23 protein-coding genes and 1 tRNA gene are annotated in these 20,691 nt (G+C 46.5%); 15 read left to right on the top strand and 9 right to left on the bottom strand.

What is annotated here, in order from left to right:
• Positions 1–90: 90 nt before the first annotated feature.
• Positions 91–1,131 carry an agmatine deiminase family protein gene (locus tag AC1DYT_RS10935; RefSeq protein ID WP_477469644.1) on the top strand — a complete coding sequence of 347 codons (1,041 nt, stop codon included), beginning with the start codon at positions 91–93 and terminating at the stop codon, positions 1,129–1,131.
• A gap of 4 nt (positions 1,132–1,135) precedes the next feature.
• Here AC1DYT_RS10935 and AC1DYT_RS10940 read toward each other — a convergent pair whose 3' ends face one another.
• Positions 1,136–2,284 (bottom strand): hypothetical protein, encoded by a 1,149-nt coding sequence (locus AC1DYT_RS10940; RefSeq protein WP_477469645.1) that lies wholly within the window; start codon positions 2,282–2,284, stop codon positions 1,136–1,138.
• A 167-nt stretch (positions 2,285–2,451) separates the two neighbouring features.
• Here AC1DYT_RS10940 and AC1DYT_RS10945 point away from each other — a divergent pair, with 167 nt between their 5' ends.
• From AC1DYT_RS10945 to AC1DYT_RS10975, 7 genes are all read left to right on the top strand, one after another.
• Positions 2,452–3,291, top strand: coding sequence for a LiaF transmembrane domain-containing protein (locus AC1DYT_RS10945; protein WP_477469646.1), 840 nt, complete (start codon positions 2,452–2,454; stop codon positions 3,289–3,291).
• Positions 3,292–3,336: 45 nt separating this feature from the next.
• Positions 3,337–3,672 (top strand): DUF4288 domain-containing protein, encoded by a 336-nt coding sequence (locus AC1DYT_RS10950; protein ID WP_477458581.1) that lies wholly within the window; start codon positions 3,337–3,339, stop codon positions 3,670–3,672.
• Between the two features lie 176 nt (positions 3,673–3,848).
• The gene (locus tag AC1DYT_RS10955; protein WP_477469647.1) at positions 3,849–4,883 is read left to right on the top strand and encodes a sensor histidine kinase; all 1,035 of its coding nucleotides are present in this window, start codon (positions 3,849–3,851) and stop codon (positions 4,881–4,883) included.
• Positions 4,880–5,629, top strand: a complete 750-nt coding sequence (locus AC1DYT_RS10960) for a LytR/AlgR family response regulator transcription factor (protein ID WP_477469648.1) — start codon at positions 4,880–4,882, stop codon at positions 5,627–5,629. The genes AC1DYT_RS10955 and AC1DYT_RS10960 overlap by 4 nt, the downstream gene beginning before the upstream one ends.
• Positions 5,630–5,679: 50 nt before the next feature.
• Positions 5,680–6,327: a DUF4279 domain-containing protein gene (locus tag AC1DYT_RS10965; RefSeq protein WP_477469649.1), complete on the top strand. Its 648-nt coding sequence runs from the start codon at positions 5,680–5,682 to the stop codon at positions 6,325–6,327.
• A gap of 66 nt (positions 6,328–6,393) precedes the next feature.
• Positions 6,394–7,563: a DUF6794 domain-containing protein gene (locus tag AC1DYT_RS10970; protein WP_477469650.1), complete on the top strand. Its 1,170-nt coding sequence runs from the start codon at positions 6,394–6,396 to the stop codon at positions 7,561–7,563.
• Between the two features lie 216 nt (positions 7,564–7,779).
• A complete protein-coding gene (locus AC1DYT_RS10975) occupies positions 7,780–8,484 on the top strand; it encodes a L,D-transpeptidase family protein (RefSeq protein ID WP_477469651.1) in 705 nt (234 codons plus the stop codon).
• Between the two features lie 26 nt (positions 8,485–8,510).
• Here AC1DYT_RS10975 and AC1DYT_RS10980 read toward each other — a convergent pair whose 3' ends face one another.
• From AC1DYT_RS10980 to AC1DYT_RS11005, 6 genes are all read right to left on the bottom strand, one after another.
• Entirely contained in the window at positions 8,511–9,050 is a 540-nt protein-coding gene (locus tag AC1DYT_RS10980) for a hypothetical protein (RefSeq protein ID WP_477469652.1), read from the bottom strand.
• Between the two features lie 49 nt (positions 9,051–9,099).
• Positions 9,100–9,597, bottom strand: a complete 498-nt coding sequence (locus AC1DYT_RS10985) for a TspO/MBR family protein (protein ID WP_477469653.1) — start codon at positions 9,595–9,597, stop codon at positions 9,100–9,102.
• Between the two features lie 50 nt (positions 9,598–9,647).
• The gene (locus tag AC1DYT_RS10990; RefSeq protein WP_477469654.1) at positions 9,648–10,322 is read right to left on the bottom strand and encodes a DNA alkylation repair protein; all 675 of its coding nucleotides are present in this window, start codon (positions 10,320–10,322) and stop codon (positions 9,648–9,650) included.
• On the bottom strand, positions 10,312–10,773 hold the full coding sequence (locus AC1DYT_RS10995) for a YciI family protein (RefSeq protein ID WP_477469655.1): 462 nt from the start codon (positions 10,771–10,773) through the stop codon (positions 10,312–10,314). Before AC1DYT_RS10995 ends, AC1DYT_RS10990 begins: the two co-directional genes overlap by 11 nt.
• Positions 10,774–10,892: 119 nt before the next feature.
• Entirely contained in the window at positions 10,893–12,017 is a 1,125-nt protein-coding gene (gene hppD, locus AC1DYT_RS11000) for a 4-hydroxyphenylpyruvate dioxygenase (protein WP_477469656.1), read from the bottom strand.
• A 107-nt stretch (positions 12,018–12,124) separates the two neighbouring features.
• A complete protein-coding gene (locus tag AC1DYT_RS11005) occupies positions 12,125–13,282 on the bottom strand; it encodes a homogentisate 1,2-dioxygenase (RefSeq protein WP_477469657.1) in 1,158 nt (385 codons plus the stop codon).
• 373 nt (positions 13,283–13,655) lie between these two features.
• Between AC1DYT_RS11005 and AC1DYT_RS11010 the strand changes: the two genes are divergently transcribed.
• Genes AC1DYT_RS11010 through AC1DYT_RS11025 form a run of 4 tightly spaced genes read left to right on the top strand, consistent with a single transcriptional unit; the run spans position 13,656 to position 16,339 of the window.
• Positions 13,656–13,952 (top strand): hypothetical protein, encoded by a 297-nt coding sequence (locus AC1DYT_RS11010; RefSeq protein ID WP_477469658.1) that lies wholly within the window; start codon positions 13,656–13,658, stop codon positions 13,950–13,952.
• 39 nt (positions 13,953–13,991) lie between these two features.
• Positions 13,992–14,990, top strand: coding sequence for a fumarylacetoacetate hydrolase family protein (locus AC1DYT_RS11015; protein ID WP_477469659.1), 999 nt, complete (start codon positions 13,992–13,994; stop codon positions 14,988–14,990).
• Between the two features lie 40 nt (positions 14,991–15,030).
• A complete protein-coding gene (locus AC1DYT_RS11020; RefSeq protein WP_477469660.1) occupies positions 15,031–15,417 on the top strand; it encodes a four helix bundle protein in 387 nt (128 codons plus the stop codon).
• Between the two features lie 34 nt (positions 15,418–15,451).
• Complete coding sequence (locus AC1DYT_RS11025) at positions 15,452–16,339, top strand: flavin reductase family protein (RefSeq protein WP_477469661.1); 888 nt, start codon at positions 15,452–15,454, stop codon at positions 16,337–16,339.
• Positions 16,340–16,373: 34 nt separating this feature from the next.
• Here AC1DYT_RS11025 and tamL read toward each other — a convergent pair whose 3' ends face one another.
• Positions 16,374–18,767, bottom strand: coding sequence for a translocation and assembly module lipoprotein TamL (gene tamL / locus AC1DYT_RS11030; RefSeq protein WP_477469662.1), 2,394 nt, complete (start codon positions 18,765–18,767; stop codon positions 16,374–16,376).
• On the opposite strand from tamL, the gene AC1DYT_RS11035 reads away from it, so the two are divergent.
• On the top strand, positions 18,758–19,504 hold the full coding sequence (locus tag AC1DYT_RS11035; protein ID WP_477469663.1) for a TrmH family RNA methyltransferase: 747 nt from the start codon (positions 18,758–18,760) through the stop codon (positions 19,502–19,504). The two genes, tamL and AC1DYT_RS11035, sit on opposite strands and share 10 nt — an antisense overlap.
• Here AC1DYT_RS11035 and AC1DYT_RS11040 read toward each other — a convergent pair.
• Positions 19,501–20,181, bottom strand: coding sequence for a hypothetical protein (locus AC1DYT_RS11040; RefSeq protein WP_477469664.1), 681 nt, complete (start codon positions 20,179–20,181; stop codon positions 19,501–19,503). The two genes, AC1DYT_RS11035 and AC1DYT_RS11040, sit on opposite strands and share 4 nt — an antisense overlap.
• A 160-nt stretch (positions 20,182–20,341) precedes the next feature.
• Between AC1DYT_RS11040 and AC1DYT_RS11045 the strand changes: the two genes are divergently transcribed.
• Positions 20,342–20,412: transfer RNA gene (locus tag AC1DYT_RS11045), tRNA-Cys, on the top strand.
• Positions 20,413–20,444: 32 nt separating this feature from the next.
• Positions 20,445–20,618 carry a spore protein gene (locus tag AC1DYT_RS11050; RefSeq protein WP_078347886.1) on the top strand — a complete coding sequence of 58 codons (174 nt, stop codon included), beginning with the start codon at positions 20,445–20,447 and terminating at the stop codon, positions 20,616–20,618.
• Positions 20,619–20,691 lie beyond the last annotated feature (73 nt).

A 20,691-nucleotide genomic window follows, 5' to 3' on the forward strand; every position in this document is an offset into this window, starting at 1 on the left:
GCAACCTCAGCATGCCCGAGCGTCCTATGAGGTTGCTTCGTCGTTCCTCCTCGCAATGACATGGTTTTATGATTTTAATAACACGACACCATGAGCACCACCAACATACCAACCGGACTCCACTTCCCTGCCGAATGGGCTAAACAGACTGCTATGTGGCTTAGCTGGCCTCACAAAGAGGCCTCCTGGCCGGGTAAAATAGACCTTATTTATCCCAAATATTGCGAATTCATAAAGGTTGTATCGGAGGGCCAGTTGGTGCGTATTAACGTGGTCGATGAGGCGATGGAATGGTTTGCCAAGCAGCAATTACTATTGGCAGGAGTTGATATGAGCAAAGTGGAATTCTTCCGCTTCGCAACCAACGATGCCTGGTGCCGCGATCATGGGCCTGCATTTTTAGTGAACTACGAAACCAAAGAGAAAGCCATAGTAGACTGGGGCTACAACGCCTGGGGCGGCAAATACCCTCCGTTTGATCTGGATGATGTTATCCCTACCAAAATCGCCAACCATTTCAACCTGCCGGTTTATCATCCGGGTATTGTAATGGAAGGAGGCTCGGTAGATTTTAACGGTGCCGGCACCCTACTTACCACCACGGCCTGCCTGCTAAACCCTAACCGTAACCCGCAATTAAACCAGCAGCAGATAGAAAGCTACCTGCAAAAGTATTACGGCGTGGAACAGATACTTTGGCTGGGTGATGGCATCGTAGGCGATGATACCGATGGACATATTGATGATATTACCCGTTTCGTTAATACCGATACCGTAGTTACCGTGGTAGAGCACGACAAGAACGACGAGAACTATCACCTGCTGCAAGAGAACCTGCAAAGCCTCAAAACTATGCGCCTGCTAAACGGCAAGCAGCTCAACATCGTTGAACTACCCATGCCGGATGCCGTGATTTACGACGACCAGCGCCTGCCTGCCTCCTACGCCAACTTCTACATCGGCAACGCAGCAGTAGTAGTCCCTACTTACCGCAGTAAGCACGATGATAAAGCATTAGATATTATCCAGGGCTGCTTCCCCGATAGGAAAGTGGTGGGTATAGATTCTACCGATATCATCTGGGGATTGGGGAGTTTCCACTGTTTAAGCCAGCAGGAGCCAAGCGTGTAATTAGCTACAGGTCTATATAATACCAGGGCATATTTAAAAGCCCTTTTTTTTCGTGCACCGTTATCGACGACCCAACGTTAATATAACCGAACTTACTTTTAGATACCGTTAGCTCATGCCCGTCTTCGCCGGTAGCCCAGGCGCTTATTGCAAGGTGGTATTGTGTCGTTTTTCCGGAACTTATATATTTATTGGCTATCGTGGCGCGATGATCCAGCGGTGCAGATCTATCAAATTTGCAATTTACCATTGCTGTATTACCAAAGCCGAAAAGGGCGGCTGCTAAGGCAATTATTAACACTTGCCCTTTTATAGCCCCTTCGGTGGCATCTCTCCCGGTTAGGTAAAGCGCAGCAAAGGCAACAAAGGATAACAAAGCAGCCGGCAGCGTCCAGTTAGAAAAGGATAAGATATTTCCATACAACAGCATTTTTGCCAACACTACAAATACCGGCGGCAAAAAGCCGATAGTAATACTTATATGCGCGCTTTTTACACTATTTATTGTAAATTTAACAAGCCCCTTGCTGCTCTTCATTAAAACAACGCCTAGCAAAGGATAAATGATACCGGCAATAACCGCTATGATCACATGATCAAACAAGATGAAAGCGATCGCTGATAGAGGGCCCCATATCGCGTAAGCAGTAGCAAAACCCCGCATCCGATCATAAAAGACTTGGCGTTGCACTTCTGTTGTACCTAAACGCTCTTCACTCAATATGGCTTTTAGGCTCTGCTTCTTGTCATAGCCATCTAAATCCTTAAATCCGCGAAAACGGCTGCTCATATCAGCCCAATTTTCAAAATCGTTGTATTTAAATACCATTATTCCCCGGTACTTTTCGTTATTCGATTCGATATGAATACGCCGCCCGCGAAACCTGACTCCTTTTATAAATTCGTTAGGGAGCGTTCGTTTATAAAAAAAACGGGATATGGAGATCGCATCCCCGACAATGACAAGTTTTGTTGTAAAAATGCTTAGTAAAATGAGCGCGCCGCAAATCAGTAACAATAAAACTGCAAATAGCGCCCAATTTTGCGATGGCGCAAGCTGGCTAAAAACAAATCCCCATGCGCCACCAAGCATTACTGTCAAAATAGTGTACGATGCCTTCATGGCACCACGTACGCGATATTCTTTTTCCATATTAATATCCTGTGCCACTAAATATAGGTATTCCCAAATCCATCGTTCCAAATTTTTTCACCGACAAATTATCCATACTTACCGACTTCTTCAATTACATCGCCAATAAGCGGTTTGCATAAACCAAATGTTACATTAGTTTTGGGTAACATTAAAATTTAGATATCATGAACACCAACATAAATCCAAAACCTAACAAAGCCAATGGCGCAGTTATGGCCGGGGCAATACTGCTCCTCATAGGCAGCTATATGCTGCTCAGGCAACTCAACCTCTTCCTACTGCCCGATTATATAGATCTTAAACCCCTATGGCTTGTATTCATTGGCCTGTGGATAGGTTCGCGCAGCAACTTCCAAAACGCTACCTGGGTTATCATCACCGGCCTGGGCGTTATAACCCTTTTAACAGAGAACATCAATAACGCCAGCGGCATCGTTTGGCCCGCAGCCTTCATAGCCATGGGCTTGTGGATCATTATGAAGAAGAAAAAAACCGCCGGGCAATTAAACGACGGCGACTTTTGGGATAAAAAATACCAGGCAGGTACCGTTAGCGGCGAAAAGCCCCTTGCAGATTTTGGTGACGCTGCCCCATACAGTGCCCCAACCGGCGTGCCTCCAACCGATGGCGGTACAAGCAGCGGCACTACGCCTCCCCCATCGCACGATGATATTTTAGATGCTACCGCCATCTTCGGCGGGGTAAATAAAACCATCTTCTCCAAAAACTTCAGGGGTGGCGATATTACCAACATCTTCGGTGGTACCGAAATTGATTTTACCCATGCCGATATCGGCAACCGCGCCATCATAGATCTTACGCAGGTATTTGGTGGCACCAAAATTATCGTACCGGCCAACTGGCAGGTAATAGTAGATATGAGCGCGATTTTTGCCGGCACCGACGATAAACGCATGAAGAGCATGCAGGCCATGAAAAGCGACAAGGTTTTGATTATCAAAGGCGTATCCATATTCGCCGGGCTGGAAATACGCAGCTACTAATCCACGCCTAATTAATATATCCGATAACCTATAATACCCAACAACATGAATTGGTACGTAGCGAAATTAGTTTTTAGGGTGATAAGCGGCAACGGCGACCACAACCCGCAGTTTGACGAACAACTTAGGTTGATAAACGCCGACACCGAGCAGCACGCTTTCGAGAAAGCCAGCAATATAGGCCACGCCAACCAGGATAGCTTTGTAAACGTGCAAAAGCAAACCGTAAAATGGCAATTTATAGATGTTGCCGAACTGAACGCCATAGGCACGCCGACTGACGGTGCAGAACTGTACTACAATATCCACGAAGCTCCCGACCCGGATCTGTACATCGCCTGGGCGCATCACAAATCGGCCCTTTTGGGGGTTAGGAACTAGGGAAGGTCGAAAAGGTTCCCCTCTTGAGAGGGGTTAGGGGTGTGTTAGTCCGCGTCGCCAACACACCCCTGCCTACCGGCAGGCAGGCCTGCCATTACACGTATCCGGCCCACCCCCTCTCAAGAGGGGAATTAAAACGCAACGTTAAACGTTAAATAAAAATTAAACCATAGGTTTTGGCATCATCACAATTATCAGGAGGGAAATTATTTGGGGCATTTGCTATCTGCGGGGTGGTTTGGGCCGCGCTACAGGCTTATATCCTGCATAGTTTCGGCTTTGTTTGGATGGTGGCCCTGGCAGATAGCGCCATGAGCGCCCTTTTGCTCTCCATGGCCTGCTGGCTCATCAACAACAACCTGCGCTACTACCAGCCCGACCGTGGCAGCTACATTTACCTGCTGGTATGGTGCGGCGCCCTCGCGGCAGGCTGTACAGCGGCATGCAGGTATATACTGCCCTTCTTTAATTTCGGTGTGGTTTATGATAACTTTTTGAAGCAATCGTTCATTATCCGTCTCTTTACCGATTTCCTGGCTATCGGCTGGATGGCCATGATAAGCGCCCTGTTCTACTCGCAGCTTGATCATAAGAAAACTGAAGAACGCAAAACAGAAGCCGAAAAACTGGCCCGCGATGCCGAGCTTTACAACCTTCGCCAGCAATTGCAGCCGCACTTTCTGTTCAACAGCCTAAACTCCATCAACGCGCTGATAGGCTTTAAGCCCGATGAGGCACGTAAGATGATACACCAACTGTCTGACTTCCTTCGCGGCACGCTGAAGAAAGACGACCAACTGCTGGTGCCCCTGAGTGACGAGCTTACGCATTTGAATTTATACCTGGAAATAGAAAAGGTGCGCTTTGGCCACCGCCTGCAAACCGAAATAAGCTGCTACGAAAAATGTGGCAAGGCGCTGCTGCCCTCTATGCTTTTACAGCCTTTGGTAGAAAATGCGATAAAATTTGGCTTGTACGATACCACGGGCGAAGTAACCATTAGCATCAGCGGCGAACTGGAGGATAACTACCTCATCATGACCATACAAAACCCCTACGATTCGCAAACATCAAGGCCCCGCAAGGGCACCGGTTTCGGCCTCAGCGGGGTACAACGCAGATTATATTTGATATTTGCCCGCAACGATTTGATGGAAACCCATGCAAATGATAATATATTTACAACCATTATAAAAATACCGCAGTTATGACACGCGTTTTGATTATTGACGACGAGCCCCTGGCACGCATGGTTGTACTGGAATACCTGCAGGCATTCCCGCAGATTGAGGTGTTGCAGGAATGCGGCGACGGCTTCGAGGGCCTCAAGGCCATCCAACAGCACCAGCCCGACCTGATATTCCTGGATGTGCAGATGCCCAAAATAAACGGTTTTGAGATGCTGGAACTGGTAGAGAACCCGCCGGCCGTAATATTTGCTACCGCTTTTGATGAGTTTGCCATAAAAGCCTTCGAAGCACACGCCGTGGATTACCTGCTCAAGCCATTCAGCAAGGAGCGTTTCGTAAAAGCAATTGATAAATACTTGTTGCACGCCGCCGCCGGCCCTGCCGCTAACGCAAAAACTACAGAAACATTATTGGAGATAGCCGCTCAATCGCCCGCGCAAAACGAGCGCATCGTGGTAAAAACCGGCACTAAAGTGAAGATCATCTCGGTACAGGATGTAGAATACCTACAAGCCGACGATGACTATGTAAGCGTAATCACCGCCGAAGGCGCGTTCCTGAAGAATAAAACGATGGCCTTCTTCGAGAAGACGTTGGACCCACGCTACTTCGTACGTGTGCACCGCTCCTACATCATCGCCATACAACAAATAACCCGGTTGGACCCTTACGAGAAAGACAGCCACCTGGCCATCCTGAAATCGGGCGCAAAGATACCGGTAAGCAAAACCGGGTATGTGAAACTGAAGCAGGTGTTGGGGATATAGGTTAGCCCCCCAGCCCCCTGAAGGGGGAGCATTTGAAATAACAGTTTATTATGACAGACGAGGAGGTTACCGACCTAATTGCAGCAGAATTCCGCGACAAAACATTGGGCACAACTGCACAATACATGGAGATTCATGCCCCTGTTTATCGGGATGAGCGCATAGTTATTGAACGGGTAGATAGAAATAAGGCCGATTTGTTAATTGCTTACCTACCGGTAGCAGATGAATATTTTTCATTTGCTGTTTATATAGACCCAAACAAAAAAGAAATCATCAATATTGGAACGGAATCACGCAACGTGGTTTGTTTAAGAGCAACTTCTCAAACTTTAACAGCTGTTGAGTTACAAAATTTTACAACGTTAAAAGCAACCCGATACTGGAATAATGGAGATTTATGGCCAAATAAAAAATCAACTTATTCAAATATTTTTTTGGAATTTGAACCGAATGCCGAACCCGACGAGTTTGAAGATAAACTGAAGAAACTTTTGATCTTTTTGAAGAGGGATAAAGAGGGTATTTTTTCGCTGGCGGCAAACGCTAAAGCTTATATTCACGTAATAATGGATTTCCACGCCGGCAACCAAATGCTGGGGAGCGTACACCTTGATATGGAAACAATCGGTATGCTAAATGAGCTAAACCTTGAGTTGAGTTTTGATTTTGCAGCTTGGGGTAATCCATTTAAATAAAGCAAGATTGTCAAATCCGCTGCCGCGAGATTAGCGCAGCGTATCTCGTAACAGTAGCAGTTTTTTATGGAAAAACCAATCCCTTTGCATCTTGTTCGTATGAAATATACGCTTATCGCACTTTTCCTACTAGCATTTGCCGTCCAATTGGCGCAGGCGCAAAGCCACAAAGTCCCTAAAAATCTGAAACAAGCCCTTAAACTGTTGCAGGCTGATTGCCCTGATAGTCTAAAATCAATTATCAAAAAAACTGACGATGGCAAATTGATTAATCTTTGCTATCCCTGGGATACACCAAACACTATTCCTTACAAAACAATTTTTGAATGGCTTCGAGGCGATGATAACGACACCAAAAAACTGGACAAATACTTCACCAATAAAGGAATAAAAGACAACCAGCACCAACAAACGGTAGTACTCATTGCGTTTAAAAAGATATTGCTTGGCCAGCCCGTTAACCAGGATTCCATATTTAAACCTTACCAGCAGATTGAAGCGAAATGGAAAAAAGAAGATGCAGTTAGGAGCACAACAGATAGCCTCCGCGGGCATTATATCCCAAAGGACCTTGACGATTGCTTAAGTCGGCTGGATAAGATGTTTAGTGATTCGGATAAGGTAACTTTTAAAAAGTTACCCGAGAGAGAGTTTATAGGCCGGGTACATCATGGCTTTGGCACCTGGATAAGGAATAATTGGGGCTTGCATATGGGTTCGCGGCTTTGGGTATATTTTAATAGTATGGGCATCTCCAATCCTGAGGATATGAGCGGGATTATCTTCCACAGTTATCACCGTCGACTGCTAAATAACCCTTTAAAATTGGATGAGCAGATGCAATTCTATAAAGATTATTGGGCAGATGCTGAGCGGAAAGAATTAGAAGAGACCCGGCAGCAGTTTGCCACCTATAACCTGGGTGATACATTGGAGTATAATTATCCGAACGGTTATGTTTCCAAAAAACAGGAAGACGCTGAATTTAATGACAGTTGCGCTGCTAAAGGGATTGTTTTACAAAAAGACGATAAAAAACTCCTGCTAAAGGTAAGGATTATAGAAACCTGCGATTCCCATGGGATTATAACCTATGATAGCAAAAACAGTTACACATTCGATAAAGAATTAAAGAAATGGGTAAAAGTTAAAAAAAGAAAAATTGTAAAATCAAAAAGTGGTAAGGAGCTTTGGTTTAATTATGAAGATTGGAAATCGAACGACAGTTACTTATAATACACTTCCGCTGCCGCGAGGTTAGCGCAGCGTATCTCGTGGCTGGCATGGCTTAAGCTTCCAGCTTAAGCCCGGGAATCAAAGCCAATCATAACAACTTATAATACCAATAAAATTCATTTTTAAAGAATAAAAAACTAAATATAAAAATATATTGAAATTTTATTCTGAATCAACTAATAACTTAGGTATATTTGCTTACCAAATTATAACAGCATGCCTAAGCTATTCTTCATCCTCTGTCTATCATTATTCACATTTAAAAACCCTGTAGAACTCCCCGACAGCAAACGCGCCAGCGATGCCCGAGCAGCCATTTGGCCAAAGTTACAGGGCCAGCTTAAGGATGCCGGTTTCGATAGCAATTACCGCATCTACCTGCGCATTTTTAAACAAACTAACCAGCTCGAAGTATGGGCGAAAAAAGGCTCGAAGTATGCTTTGCTTAAACGCTATGAGATTTGCTATTACTCGGGCGGGTTGGGCACCAAAACCAAACAGGGCGACGGCAAAAGCCCCGAAGGCTTTTATACCATTACGGCTAAACAGCTTAACCCCGCAAGCAATTACCACCTCGCCATCAACATAGGTTACCCTAACCAACTGGAACAGCAAAAAGGCTACACTGGCAGCGCCATCATGATACATGGGAATTGCGCCTCTATCGGCTGCTACGCCATGACAGATGCGCGCATAGAAGAGATTTACACCCTCATCTACAAAGCCCTCGGGGCCGGGCAGGAAAAAATAAACCTGGATATCTATCCCTTTGCGATGGATGCAGCCCATATGCAAGCTTTCGCTACCTCGCCAAACCTCCCCTTTTGGAAAACGATGAAACCGGGATACGATTTGTTCGAGAAAAAGCACATACCTGCAACCGCCAGTGTGCTAAGGAAAGCATACAGCTTCGGGAATTAGGATTGGCGTCTTCACTAAATCACTAACTAATGACTGAATATCCCCTTCAATCCGTCAAGCACGCTTTGGAAGAATGTGGGTATGCTGAGCCCGTTGCTATGGTTAAAGTATAAGAATATACAGAAAATGATAAGCGCGATAATGATGAAACGCTTAAACAGGTAGCCCAATAATACAAGTCCCAATGGGATGGCAACCAGCAGTATCCAACTGATTTTTACCGGGGTGAGTTTGCTATCGTGCCGGTAAACGTAGTAGAGCATCGAGGTGGTGCCCTCGTCGTTCTTATGGCGGGCAAATATAAAGCTCGATTTATCGAGTTTATGTCGGTAGAAGGCCGTACCCTTTTCAAACTTCAGTTCCTCCGAAAATCCGTTTATCGTAAAATTGAAGGTGCCGTTTACGTTTTCCTGTATATTGCTGGCGGTGTCTACGGCCACAATGGCTATCTCATCCTTGGCGAAAGGGTTTTCCTTTACCACGAAATGTTTGATGCTTACGGTATCTGCAAAAGCGTAGCTCGATGCAACAAATAACAGGCAGCAGGCAAAAAGTATTTTTTTCATGGAGAGTTTTTATGGCTATAAGCCTGCAATAAAAATAATGTTTTTTCTATCACTTGTTAAATATATAAATACCGATGTTGAGCAGCGTGGCATAACCCACCCAAAGCAGGTATGGCACCAGCAGCCAGGCTGCCGTGTTTTTGAAGCTTGCAAACCATGCGATGTTGAGTACAATAGATACCAGCAACAGGATAATAACGACCAACCCGCCCAGCACCGCGTGCATCCCGAAGAACACAATCGACCAGGAGAAATTTAACAGCAGTTGAACGATATAAATAAACACGGCGGTTTTGTAAACCGAAGTACCGTCCCTACATTTCCAAACCAGGTAAGCGGCAGTGGCAATGAGGATGTAAAGGGTGGTCCATGCTACAGGGAATGCCCAGTTGGCCGGCGTGTAGCCGGGCTTTTTTAATGTGGTGTACCATCCCGCAATTTCGGGTCGCGTAAATAATGAAGCAACAAAACCAATAACGAGCGTAATTGCCTGGCTAATGATAAAAGGTATTGGCTGGAATTTGGTTACGGATGTATCGGCTTTCATGGTAATGACATAACATCGTCAACATAAAAAAGTTTAAAATAAGGTGCCGGTTATGGCCGGTTCAAAAGCTCCTTGAGGGCATCCTGAGCCACCCATTTGGCGGCTTTGCTATCCTGCAGCATAATGCGGTTTGCGGTTGCAATGGCTTCGGCTTTGAGGGTAGCGTTCCGCTTGCCAATTTGCCGCAATGCCCAGTTTACGGCTTTCTTCACAAAATTGCGGCTATCGTATGCTTCGCGCTCCATGAGGGGGAAGAATTGCAAGAATACATCGTCTGCGGCCGTTTTTTGATGCATGGCGTATTCGGCCATTAGCACGAAGCCGGCGCGTTTTACGTACTCTTCGGGGCGTTCGCTGTACTCCATGGCTTTAGCTACGGCAAACGGCGTACGGTCGAACAGGTTGCCGCAAACCTGGTCGCACAGGTCCCATGAGTAAAAATCCATCGTCCAGGCATCGAACTGTTCTGTTGTAACCCGTGCAGGGTCATCAACCATCGAGGCCATTATACGCGCCTCGTGTACGCCGGTATCCCAAAGCTGTAAAGCCAGCGTGTGATTCTTTTTGTGGTCTTTCGCTATTCTACGCACCTCAGGTATCCTAACGCCAAGGGCACGAGTATTATCCACGCCGAAGCGCAGCATACCGGCAAGATATTTTGCATCGGCATGCTCTTTTAGCAGGGCTATGATGCATTCCGCATCGGTGGAAGGCTTAGTCGGCAACGCTTTTTTTCTCTATGGTGTTGTGGATAGGTACAACCTGCATCAAGGCCGCCGAGCCGTACCAGGGGTGCAGGTCCATCACCAGCGTGCCTGCCTTTATTGCGGGGTCGGTAGCAGTAAGTTGTTCGGCCTCGGCCACACTTTCCACATTAAAAATAAAGATGCCCCGGATGGGCTGGTCGTCCATAAACGGCCCGGCGAGTACCAGTTTGCCTTCGGCGGCCAGTTTCATAATGTTGCGCAGGTGCGCCATCTGTAGGTCCTGTGCGGCCTTGGGGTCGGTAATTTTGGTTGGCCCTTCTTTCAGGAAAGCCATTACGTATTTCTTCATGCCGTACTGGTCGGCACCCAGCTTTTTGGCCAGGGCGGCATCATAAACAGGTTTATCTTGCGCAAAACAAGCCATACCGATGAACAGCAAGGGCAGCAGGAGTTTTAATCGTAACATCATACAGGTTTTTTGGGTTGTGGAATAAAGATAGAAAATCTCTTTGGCTATTACCCAAACAAAAAGCCGGACTATTCGGCCCGGCTTCTGTCTCAAATCTCATATCTAAAATCTCACATCTATTAAAGGTTCCCCCTCAACTCCTGCTCCCGCTCAATCGCTTCAAAAAGGGCCTTGAAATTACCGGCACCAAATGATTTAGCGCCCTTGCGCTGGATAATCTCGAAGAACAAAGTCGGCCTGTCTTCCACCGGCTTGGTGAATATTTGTAGCAGGTAGCCTTCGTCGTCGCGGTCTACCAGGATGCCGAGCTCCTTTAAGGGGCCCAGGTCCTCGTCTATGTGGCCCACACGGTCGGTAAGTTCGTCGTAATAAGTAGTGGGTACGGTTAAAAACTCAATACCGCGGCTTTGCAGGTCGGTAACGGTTTTTACGATATCGCCAGTAGCCAGTGCCATATGCTGCACGCCTTCGCCTTCGTAAAACTCCAGGTACTCTTCTATCTGGCTCTTCTTTTTGCCCTCCGCCGGCTCGTTTATAGGGAACTTTACATAACCATTACCATTGCTCATCACCTTGCTCATTAGGGCGCTGTATTCGGTGGATATCATCTTATCATCGAACGTGAGGATGTTGCGGAAGCCCATAATATCCTCATAAAAATTAACCCATTGGTTCATTTTATGCCAGCCTACATTGCCCACGCAATGGTCTACATATAGCAGGCCGGTATCGGTAGGCTGATAGCTGGTTTGCATGGCCTTATAGCCGGGTAAAAACGGACCGTTATAATTCTTGCGTTCCACAAAAAGGTGTACGGTTTCGCCATAAAGTTTAATGCCGCTGGTACGTACTTCGCCATGCTCGTCCGTGATAGACTTTGGCTCCTGGTACGGCTCGGCACCACGGGCAACGGTTTGCTTAAAGGCATCGAAGGCATCATCCACCCAAAGGGCCAATATCTTTACGCCATCGCCATGCTTTTTGATATGCTCGGCAATGGGATGGTCCGAATGCAAGGGCGTGGTAAGCACCAGGCGTATCTTGCCCTGCTGCAACACGTACGATGCACGGTCCCGCACGCCGGTTTCGGGACCAGCGTAAGCCAGGTCCTGAAAGCCGAAAGCGGTTTTATAATAATGCGCCGCCTGCTTGGCATTGCCCACATAAAATTCAACATAATCGGTGCCGTTAAGCGGCAAAAAATCTGTTGTGGCTGGTTTTCTATCTAATGTTAGTGTGCTCATGTTGTTGTTTTATAGTTGAAAGGTTTTAATGTTGAAAAGTTGTAAGGTTGATATGCGTAAGAGAAAGGCAACTTTTAAACCTTACAACTTTTCAACCTTACAACAGCTTAAATCACCCAGCTCTTATAATAATTCTCGTCCTCAATCCTTACCGCATCTTCCGTCAACATCAGCGGGCGGAAGGGATCTATCATCACGGCCAGTTCATCCGTAAATTCCTTGCCGATAGATTTTTCTACCGAGCCAGGCGCAGGGCCGTGCGGTATGCCACCGGGGTGCAGGGTTATCTGCCCTTTTACTACGCTTTTGCGGCTCATAAAATCGCCGTCTACGTAGTATAAGACCTCGTCGCTATCTACATTGCTGTGATTATATGGCGCAGGGATAGATAGCGGGTGATAGTCGAATTTCCTCGGCACGAAAGAGCAGATAACGAAGTTGTTCCCCTCAAAAGTTTGGTGAACGGGTGGTGGTTGATGCACCCGGCCGGTTATGGGTTCAAAATCATGTATCGAAAAAGCCCATGGGTAGTGGAAGCCATCCCAGCCGATGAAATCGAAGGGGTGGGTACCGTAGATGTACGGGTAAATGAGGCCCTGCTTTTTGATGAGTATCTTAAAATCGCCTTTCTCGTCGATTGTTTCTAAATCGGTTGGGCGTTTGATGTCGCGTTCGCAATAGGGCGAGTGCTCCATCAGTTGCCCGTAGGCATTGCGGTAACGCTTTGGCGAACGGATGGGACTGAAACTCTCTACGATGAATAGGCGGTTATCGGACGTATCGAATTCCAGTTGGTAGATAGTCCCGCGCGGTATCACCAAATAATCGCCGTAAGCAAATTTGATTTTCCCGAAGCCGGTCTTTAGTGTGCCGCTGCCTACGTGGATAAAGATCACCTCGTCGGCCTGGCTGTTCTTGTAAAAGTAATCCGTCATGCTTTGGCGCGGCGCGGCAATGGAGATGTGCAAATCAGCATTTACCAGCACCGGTTTGCGGCTTTGCAGGTAATCGTCAACCGGTTCAATGTTGAAACCGATGAGGCTGGTATGCTTAAGGTGCTTTTCGCGGGCAATTTTCGGTTCTACGGAGTATGGCTCGCCCAGCGCCTTTACGATGGTGGGCGGGTAGGCATGGTAAACCAGCGAGTAGAGGCTGGAGAAACCCTCGGTAGAAACCAGCTCTTCGGCGTATAAAGTGCCATCGGGTTTACGGAACTGGGTATGCCGCTTATGCGGAATAGTCCCCAAAGTATGGTAAATAGGCATTGGTGGTTGGTTTAAATGTTGGAATGTTTTAAGGTTGGAAGGTTGTGAAAACCTTAACTTAAATCATTAGTTATTAAACGATTGAAATGGGGGAATAGTTTTAATGGCGGTGGAAGTAACATCCCAACCTTTCAACATCAAAACCTTAAAACAACGAAGTTAATACTGCGCTAAAACGGCAGTAGCGAGCACAGCATCCCTAAAAGAAGAAGCATCGCTCATAGAGGTGAGGCCCAGGGAAAAGTAAAACTGTTTAATGATGCTCATATTTGGTAAACAAATGTAGGACTAGTTGTTTTAATATGCAAGCATAATATTATCACCGCTGTTTATTATAAAAAAGTTTTATGTTTGGTTTCCAATTAAACCAAGCATGATCAGGAAAGAAGCCATAATTATTGGAGTTGCTGCCTGGGTTGTTTTAACCTTCTTGTTTACGAACGATAAAACCGCTACTGAGGGCTTCACTGGCGTAGGCATCCCCTGGAATTTTTACCGCTATACCAGCGGCGGAATAGGTTATGTCAACCATAGCCAGACAGGCTTCAATATGAATAATTTCATATTAGACCTTACCGCGCTGGCAGCGCTTGTGTATGGCCTCCACGTTTTCCTGGAGCGCAATGTGAAAAAGAAAACCAATTCAGAAAAGCCGCCTTATTTGCCTTAACAAACCGGGCGGCTAAACACTAATTAAACCACCATACTTATGAAATTAGTATCTTACAAAACCGAAGACCGCGAGCATTTAGGTGTGTACATCAAAGGACATATCTACAACCTCAACTCCTGCGATAAGCTTATCCCCGATAGCATGAATGAGTTTTTATGGGGCGGCGATGAGCTGATGCAGCACGCCAAACGTGTTGACGAGGATTTGCGCAAGGGCAAAATGCAGGGAAAGGAAGAGCTATTTTATGAACTGATAGCTCCTGTGCCCCACCCCACAAGTTGCCGCGACGGTTATGCCTTTCGCCAGCATGTGGCTGCCGCCCGCCGCAACCGTAAGGTGGATATCATACCCGAATTTGACCAGTACCCTATCTTTTACTTCACCAACCACAACGCCATACAAGGCCCGGGCGAAATTGAGTGCATGCCGGATCATTTCCAAAAGCTGGATTTTGAACTGGAAGTTGCTGTAGTGCTCAACAAAAAAGGACGTAACATAAAAGCAGCTGACGCAGATAGCTATATCGCAGGCTATATGATCATGAACGATATGAGCGCCCGCACCCTGCAAATGGAAGAAATGCTATTGAACCTTGGCCCCGCAAAAGGAAAGGATTTTTCTACCGTGATTGGCCCCTGGCTGGTTACGCCCGATGAATTGGAGCAATACAAAACTGCTCCTAAACCCGGCCACACCGGCAATGCCTATAATCTGGAAATGAAATGTGTGGTAAATGGCAAAGAAGTAAGCAGCGGCAATATGGCTGACATGGACTGGACCTTCGCCGAAATCATAGAACGCTGCGCATATGGCTGCGACGTGCTTCCGGGCGATGTCATCGGCTCGGGCACTGTAGGCACCGGCTGTTTTTTAGAGCTTAATGGTACCGGCCTGCTGCACGACCCCAACTATCAAACCCAATGGCTGCAGCCGAACGATTTGGTTGAAATGGAAATAACGGGATTGGGGATGCTGGGGAATATTATTAAGAAGAGTGAGAGTGAATTTTCGATACTTGCGTTGAAGAAGTTGTAAGGTTGAAAAGTTTGAAGGTTGGAAAGTTAAACTGAGCGACGTGGCAAAAGCTGAAAAATTCGAGGACTTGGAAATTTGGAAAATTGCTGTTGATATTGCAGTTGCTGTTTATTTACTGTGCGACAATGACCCTCTAAAGTCTGATTGGGGAATGAAAGACCAAATTAGGCGAGCAGCGTGTTCAATGTCGGACAATATTGCAGAAGGATTTGAGTATAATAATAACCCTGACTTTATACGGTTCCTTCGATATGCCAAAGGTTCATCAGGAGAGTTCAGGAATAAGCTTACCATCTTGTTTTCGGCAGGGAAAATTGAAAAGCCAATTTTTGATGAGCTTTACAACAAAAGCATAACCTTTTCGGGTAAAACTAAAAGCCTTATCGACTACCTGACGCAATTTGAAGCACAAAAGAAAAAGAAATAACCTTTCAACTTTCCAACCTTCAAACTTTTCAACATTGAAAACCCTCAAAACCTCCGACCTCTCCCCGCTGGAATTACAAAATTACCTGCATTACGCCATAGCGCCGCGGCCCATCTGCCTGGCATCAACCATGGATGCGGAGGGGAACGTCAATTTAAGTCCCTTCAGTTTTTTTAATATGTTCAGCACCAACCCGCCGGTGTGCGTGTTTTCGCCTGCGCGGAGGGTGAGAGACAATACCACCAAGCACACGCTGGAGAATATACTGGCAGTGCCCGAGTGCGTAATCAATATCGTGAACTACGATATCGTACAGCAAGTGTCGCTGTCCAGCGTGGAGTACCCGGCGGGCGTGGATGAGTTCGTGAAATCGGGGTTGACACCGCTACCATCGGTGCTGGTAAAACCACCCCGTGTGGCCGAATCGCCGGTACAGTTTGAATGCCTTATCAAAGACGTAATAAGCCTGGGCGATGGCCCGGGCGCGGGAAACCTTGTCGTAGCCGAAATAAAGCTGATCCACATCAACGAAGATATTTTAGACGATACCGGTAAAATAGATCAGGAAAAGATAGACCTTGTGGCTCGCCTTGGCGGCGACTGGTATTGCCGCGTTACTGCCGATAACCTGTTTAAGGCAGCAAAGCCTGTGCGTACGATAGGTATCGGCGTGGATGCTATTCCATATGCCATCCGCAATTCTAAAGTCCTCACAGGGAATAACCTGGGGCAGCTGGGCAATGTGGAAGCTTTACCTACCGATGAAGAAATCGAAGTCTTTGCCCAAAGCGATGTGATAAAAGAATTATTCGATGCTACCATCGGCGACAGCCAAACCCGCGAGTTGCAGTTGCACCTGCATGCCAAACATCTGCTGGATAACGGCCTGGTTGCTGATGCCTGGAAGGTGTTGCTGATATAAACCGTATCTAAAATCCCAATTCAGCCAGTGGCATCTAAAAAGGTAGCCCTATACCAAAGTTCAACTGCATAAAGTTGTAGCTATCACCCACATAGTTGCCGTTGCCATCTGTTCCGGTGCTGTTGGCTTTAAGGTAGGCCTTTTTAAATTCGCCGGCTTTGAATAACTCACCCGGGTGTTTAATGAGCACCCACTGATCAGATCCGCTAAATTGTGGGTCTTTGAATTTAAACGCAGCATCAAGCCTGAAGATAAAGAAGCTAAGGTCGAAACGCAGACCCGTACCTATGCCTATGGCGGTAGAATTGAAAATGTTATTCAGCCTAAACTCTCCGTTGGGGTTATCGGCCGTTTTGTGCAGGCGCCAAACGTTGCCCATATCCATAAACAGAGCCCCTTTCAGCTTCGTGCCGAAGAAGTTATCCATCAGTTTGTATCGGTACTCCAGGTTGGCAACCATCTTTATCTCGCCAAATTGATCGAGGTATTTGAGGCGGGCGCGCGTGGTATCGGCAGCGCCGCCAACACCGTAGCTGGCGCGGTTAAACTGGCCAGGGCCAAGCGTACGCGGCAACCAGGCACGCATATCGTTTGCACCACCGGTATAAAAGTTCTTTTCGAATATCAGCTGGCTGCTATTGCCATAAGGCACGCCAATACCGGGGCTAAAGCGGAAAATGAACTGCTTTTCGCCGCCGAGACTTTTATACAGGCGGTAATCGATCTCGGTTTTGATGTATTGCGAAAAAGCGTTGCCAAAAATGGTGCGCTGCCCCAGGGTGTCCCTCGGGGTATTAAAGGCCCGGCTAAGCAGGTTGAGCGTGCCGCCGCCCAAATCCAGGCTACCGCGGAAATAGTAGAAATTCTCGTAGGTATTCAGCTTGATGGTGTTATACTGAAAGGTGTACTGCGAGCCGGATGTAAATGTGGTGCGGCCGATAAGGTACACGTACGAATAGCGATTCTGTTTAAGCAGCTCGGCCTTGGCAACCGGATCTATACTACCACTGGAAAACTCGATGTTGATGGGCGTAATAGAGTGCTGCTTGGTACGGGTATCGAAGAAATCGTAAGTGATGGAGTTTACCCAACTGCGGCGCTGTACCAGGCCTTTCTGGTAAAACAACGAGAAGTTAGTAGAGAACGTAGTATGCGGCACACCGAATTTGGCCAGGTTGGGGAAATCGAACGGAGAAACTATGCGCGGGTAAATAAGGCTAACGCCCGTTTTGAACTCCTGGTTCTGGATGCCTTTGTTATCGCCTGCGTTGCGCCCGCTATCGAACAATATGCTCCAGTTAATCTTCACCTGCAGAGCAGCTGCCTGTTTAAAAATATTGCGGTTGGTAARGGTATTGCCAAGGTTGTACCCGTAGCGCCCACCGTTGAACAGAAACTCCGCCTCCACCCTGTCAGACATCCTTTTGAGCGGCACTATCTCCAGCCTGGTATTCAAGCGGTTTGTGCTATCAGGTAGCTTGTCGTAAATGGGACTGGGTACGTTCCTGAAAACGTTCAATTCCGATAAGCGCGTAGTGGTAAGCGTTTGCATATCGATATCGAACACCCTCCCCTTTTTCTGGAAGATATAATCGGTTACCGTTTTAGGCTTAAAACGGCCCGAGTAATCTACGTACCTGAATTGCGAGTCTACCTGTATGGTATCGGCCTTGCCCATTTTGCGGCCATTGCTGGTGGAAATGGTTATCAGCGTATTATTGATGGTATAAGTTGGGTGGGCGGCTTTGCCGGTAGGGTTATCTATAATCATCACCAGATCTACAACGCTTTGGCGATAGCTGCTATCAGGTTCGAAGTTGATGTACTGGCGATAAAAATCGAAGTAACCGTTCCGTTTCATCACCTGAAAAAACTGGTCGCGGTCGTAAGCCAGGCTATCCGTATCGAAGCGGCTTCCGGGGTTCACGTGCGAGTATTGCTTCTTGGTGCTGCGATAAAGGTTGCGTACGTTGGGGTCGGCAATACTGTCCTTGTAATTTCTGATGTGAAACATCGGGCCTTCGGTGGCTGTAAAAATCAACTCCGCTTTCTGCTTTTTTATCACGATGGAATCGGCCACCTTTGCTTTAAGGTAGCCCTTGTTCTGCAGGTATTTTTGCAGCTGCAGGCGCGAGAACTCCACCAGGTTGCTATCCAATATAGCCGGTGCCTCGCCTATGTTGCGTTTGCCTTTTTTGCTGAAAGTGTAATAGAATTGCAGGTTTAGCCAGTTGTTAGGCTGTTGCTCTTTGTCAACATAATTTAAGGCGGCTTCGGAGAACTCCTTGTCGAAATTCTTTAACGTTACCTTGCGCACGATAGCCTGGTTAGGCTTTATTCCGCGCGTAACGCTGCAACCGGAGATAATAACCACCAAAATACTTAATATTGCAAGACGGTAACGGCCGGGTGTTAAATATGCTTTCAAAATCTCAAATCAGTTTACTAACGTCTCTACAACACAAAAAGTTTCGCCAGCAAAGTGGTTTGTTTTTGGTGGAGGGTTATAAATCCATCATCGAATTTGCAAACTCCCCATACCGCATCCAAACAATTTACCACACGCCGGGCATTGCCTCAAAATTGCTCAATTTATCCCGAAAAATAAACTTTCAGGAGATTTCACCTGTCGAACTGCAAAAAATAAGCACGCTGAAGAACCCTGCCGATGCTGTTGCCGCTGTCAATATCCCCCAATGGGCGGGTTTTAGTGATGCCGACCTCAAAAATAAATACAGCCTGGTGCTTGATGGCGTGCAGGACCCCGGCAATATGGGCACCATCATCCGCACGGCAGATTGGTTTGGCATTACCAACATCATCTGCAGCGAAGACACCGTTGACGCATACAACCCTAAGGTGGTGCAGGCCACCATGGGTAGCCTGGCCCGCATGAATATCAGTTATACCGATTTGAAAGAGTTTTTACGGTCTGCAAACCTACCGGTATATGGTGCTTTGCTCAACGGCGAAAGCATCTATGGTGTAGATTTTGGCAACGAAGCGTTGATTGTGATGGGCAATGAGGGCAACGGCATCCGGCCCGAAATTCAGCGGGTGATACAGCATCCGGTAACCATCCCACGCGTCGGCGGCGCCGAATCGTTGAACGTGGCAATAGCCACTGCTATATTTTGTTCGGAAGTAGTTGGCCGGAACAGCTAATTGGCCGAGGCCGTATCTTTAACGTCCGGTAATCTTTGCTTTTCTTTCGTACGCGGTTTTGTATATTTTTCTATCGCTGTTATTACACATTCCTGACGCGCTGCAGCCATCATATCTTTGAGGGCTTTCTCTTGTTCTTTAGTTACTCCGTTGGGGAATTTTGCAATAACTTTATCGGTTAAGCAATCCACAAATCCTGCCCTGGCCCCCTCCGGTAGTAATTTCACTTCGGGGAAAGCATAAAATTTCTTTCTAAGTAGTTTCGCAAACTCGGGTTGCCATAATTTGAAATTATGCCCTATGCTTTCTGCGCAGTCGGCATCTATCTTCATTGCCTTTATCTTAATAATATCATTTATGCCACTTAACCCATTGGGAAACATTGCTTTTATCTTACCCACGCAACACGCCGCATATTCGGCCCTGATATTTTTACTGATATGTGCACTGCCGGCTTGCTCATAATACCTGTTGTAAACCATTTTTTCCCTGGCATCGTTCCACGCACCAAATGCGGGATCGGCGGTCAATTGTTGTTCATGTTGTTCGTCAAACATCCTGTGCCATTGCTGCCGCTCGATTTCATTTTTCTTTTCTCTTTCGCGATTTGTATAAAGAGAAATGGCAGAACTGATTACTATGGCCAACACTACCCATTGCCGGTATGTACGTTGCATGTTATGTGGTTTAGATATTGGCTTAAAAATAAGCAATTTGTACGGATTGGCGGACCTTTACTGTATCTACCGCTATATTTTGTGCAAAACTTGCAGCAAAATCATTTCAATAAAAATTGATTAGCAAATAATAATTACTATTTTTGCAGTCCTTAAAAAAGGTCGGATGGCCGAGTGGCTAGGCAGAGGTCTGCAAAACCTCCTACAGCGGTTCGAATCCGCTTCCGACCTCAGGGTTAATATATTTTATAAAATAAAAGATCATGGGCGTTACTCGTTTAAAAAGAAAAGATAGAAGAAACAAAACTTTCTCTCGTTTAGAAGTACAGTTTTTAAAGTTAGCTACCAACATTGAGTTGGGCAGCCGTTCGGCAGAGAAAAAAGATAGCCAGATAGCAAAAAACAATGCTGTTTTAGCTATTGCTGCAGGCAAATAATTCTATCTCCGCAAAAGATTTGAAGGTGTACTGAGGTTCGGTACGCCTTTTTTTGTTGGGGGAGATTTTGTCT

The sequence above is a fragment of the Mucilaginibacter sp. P1_D10 genome (assembly GCF_056406215.1).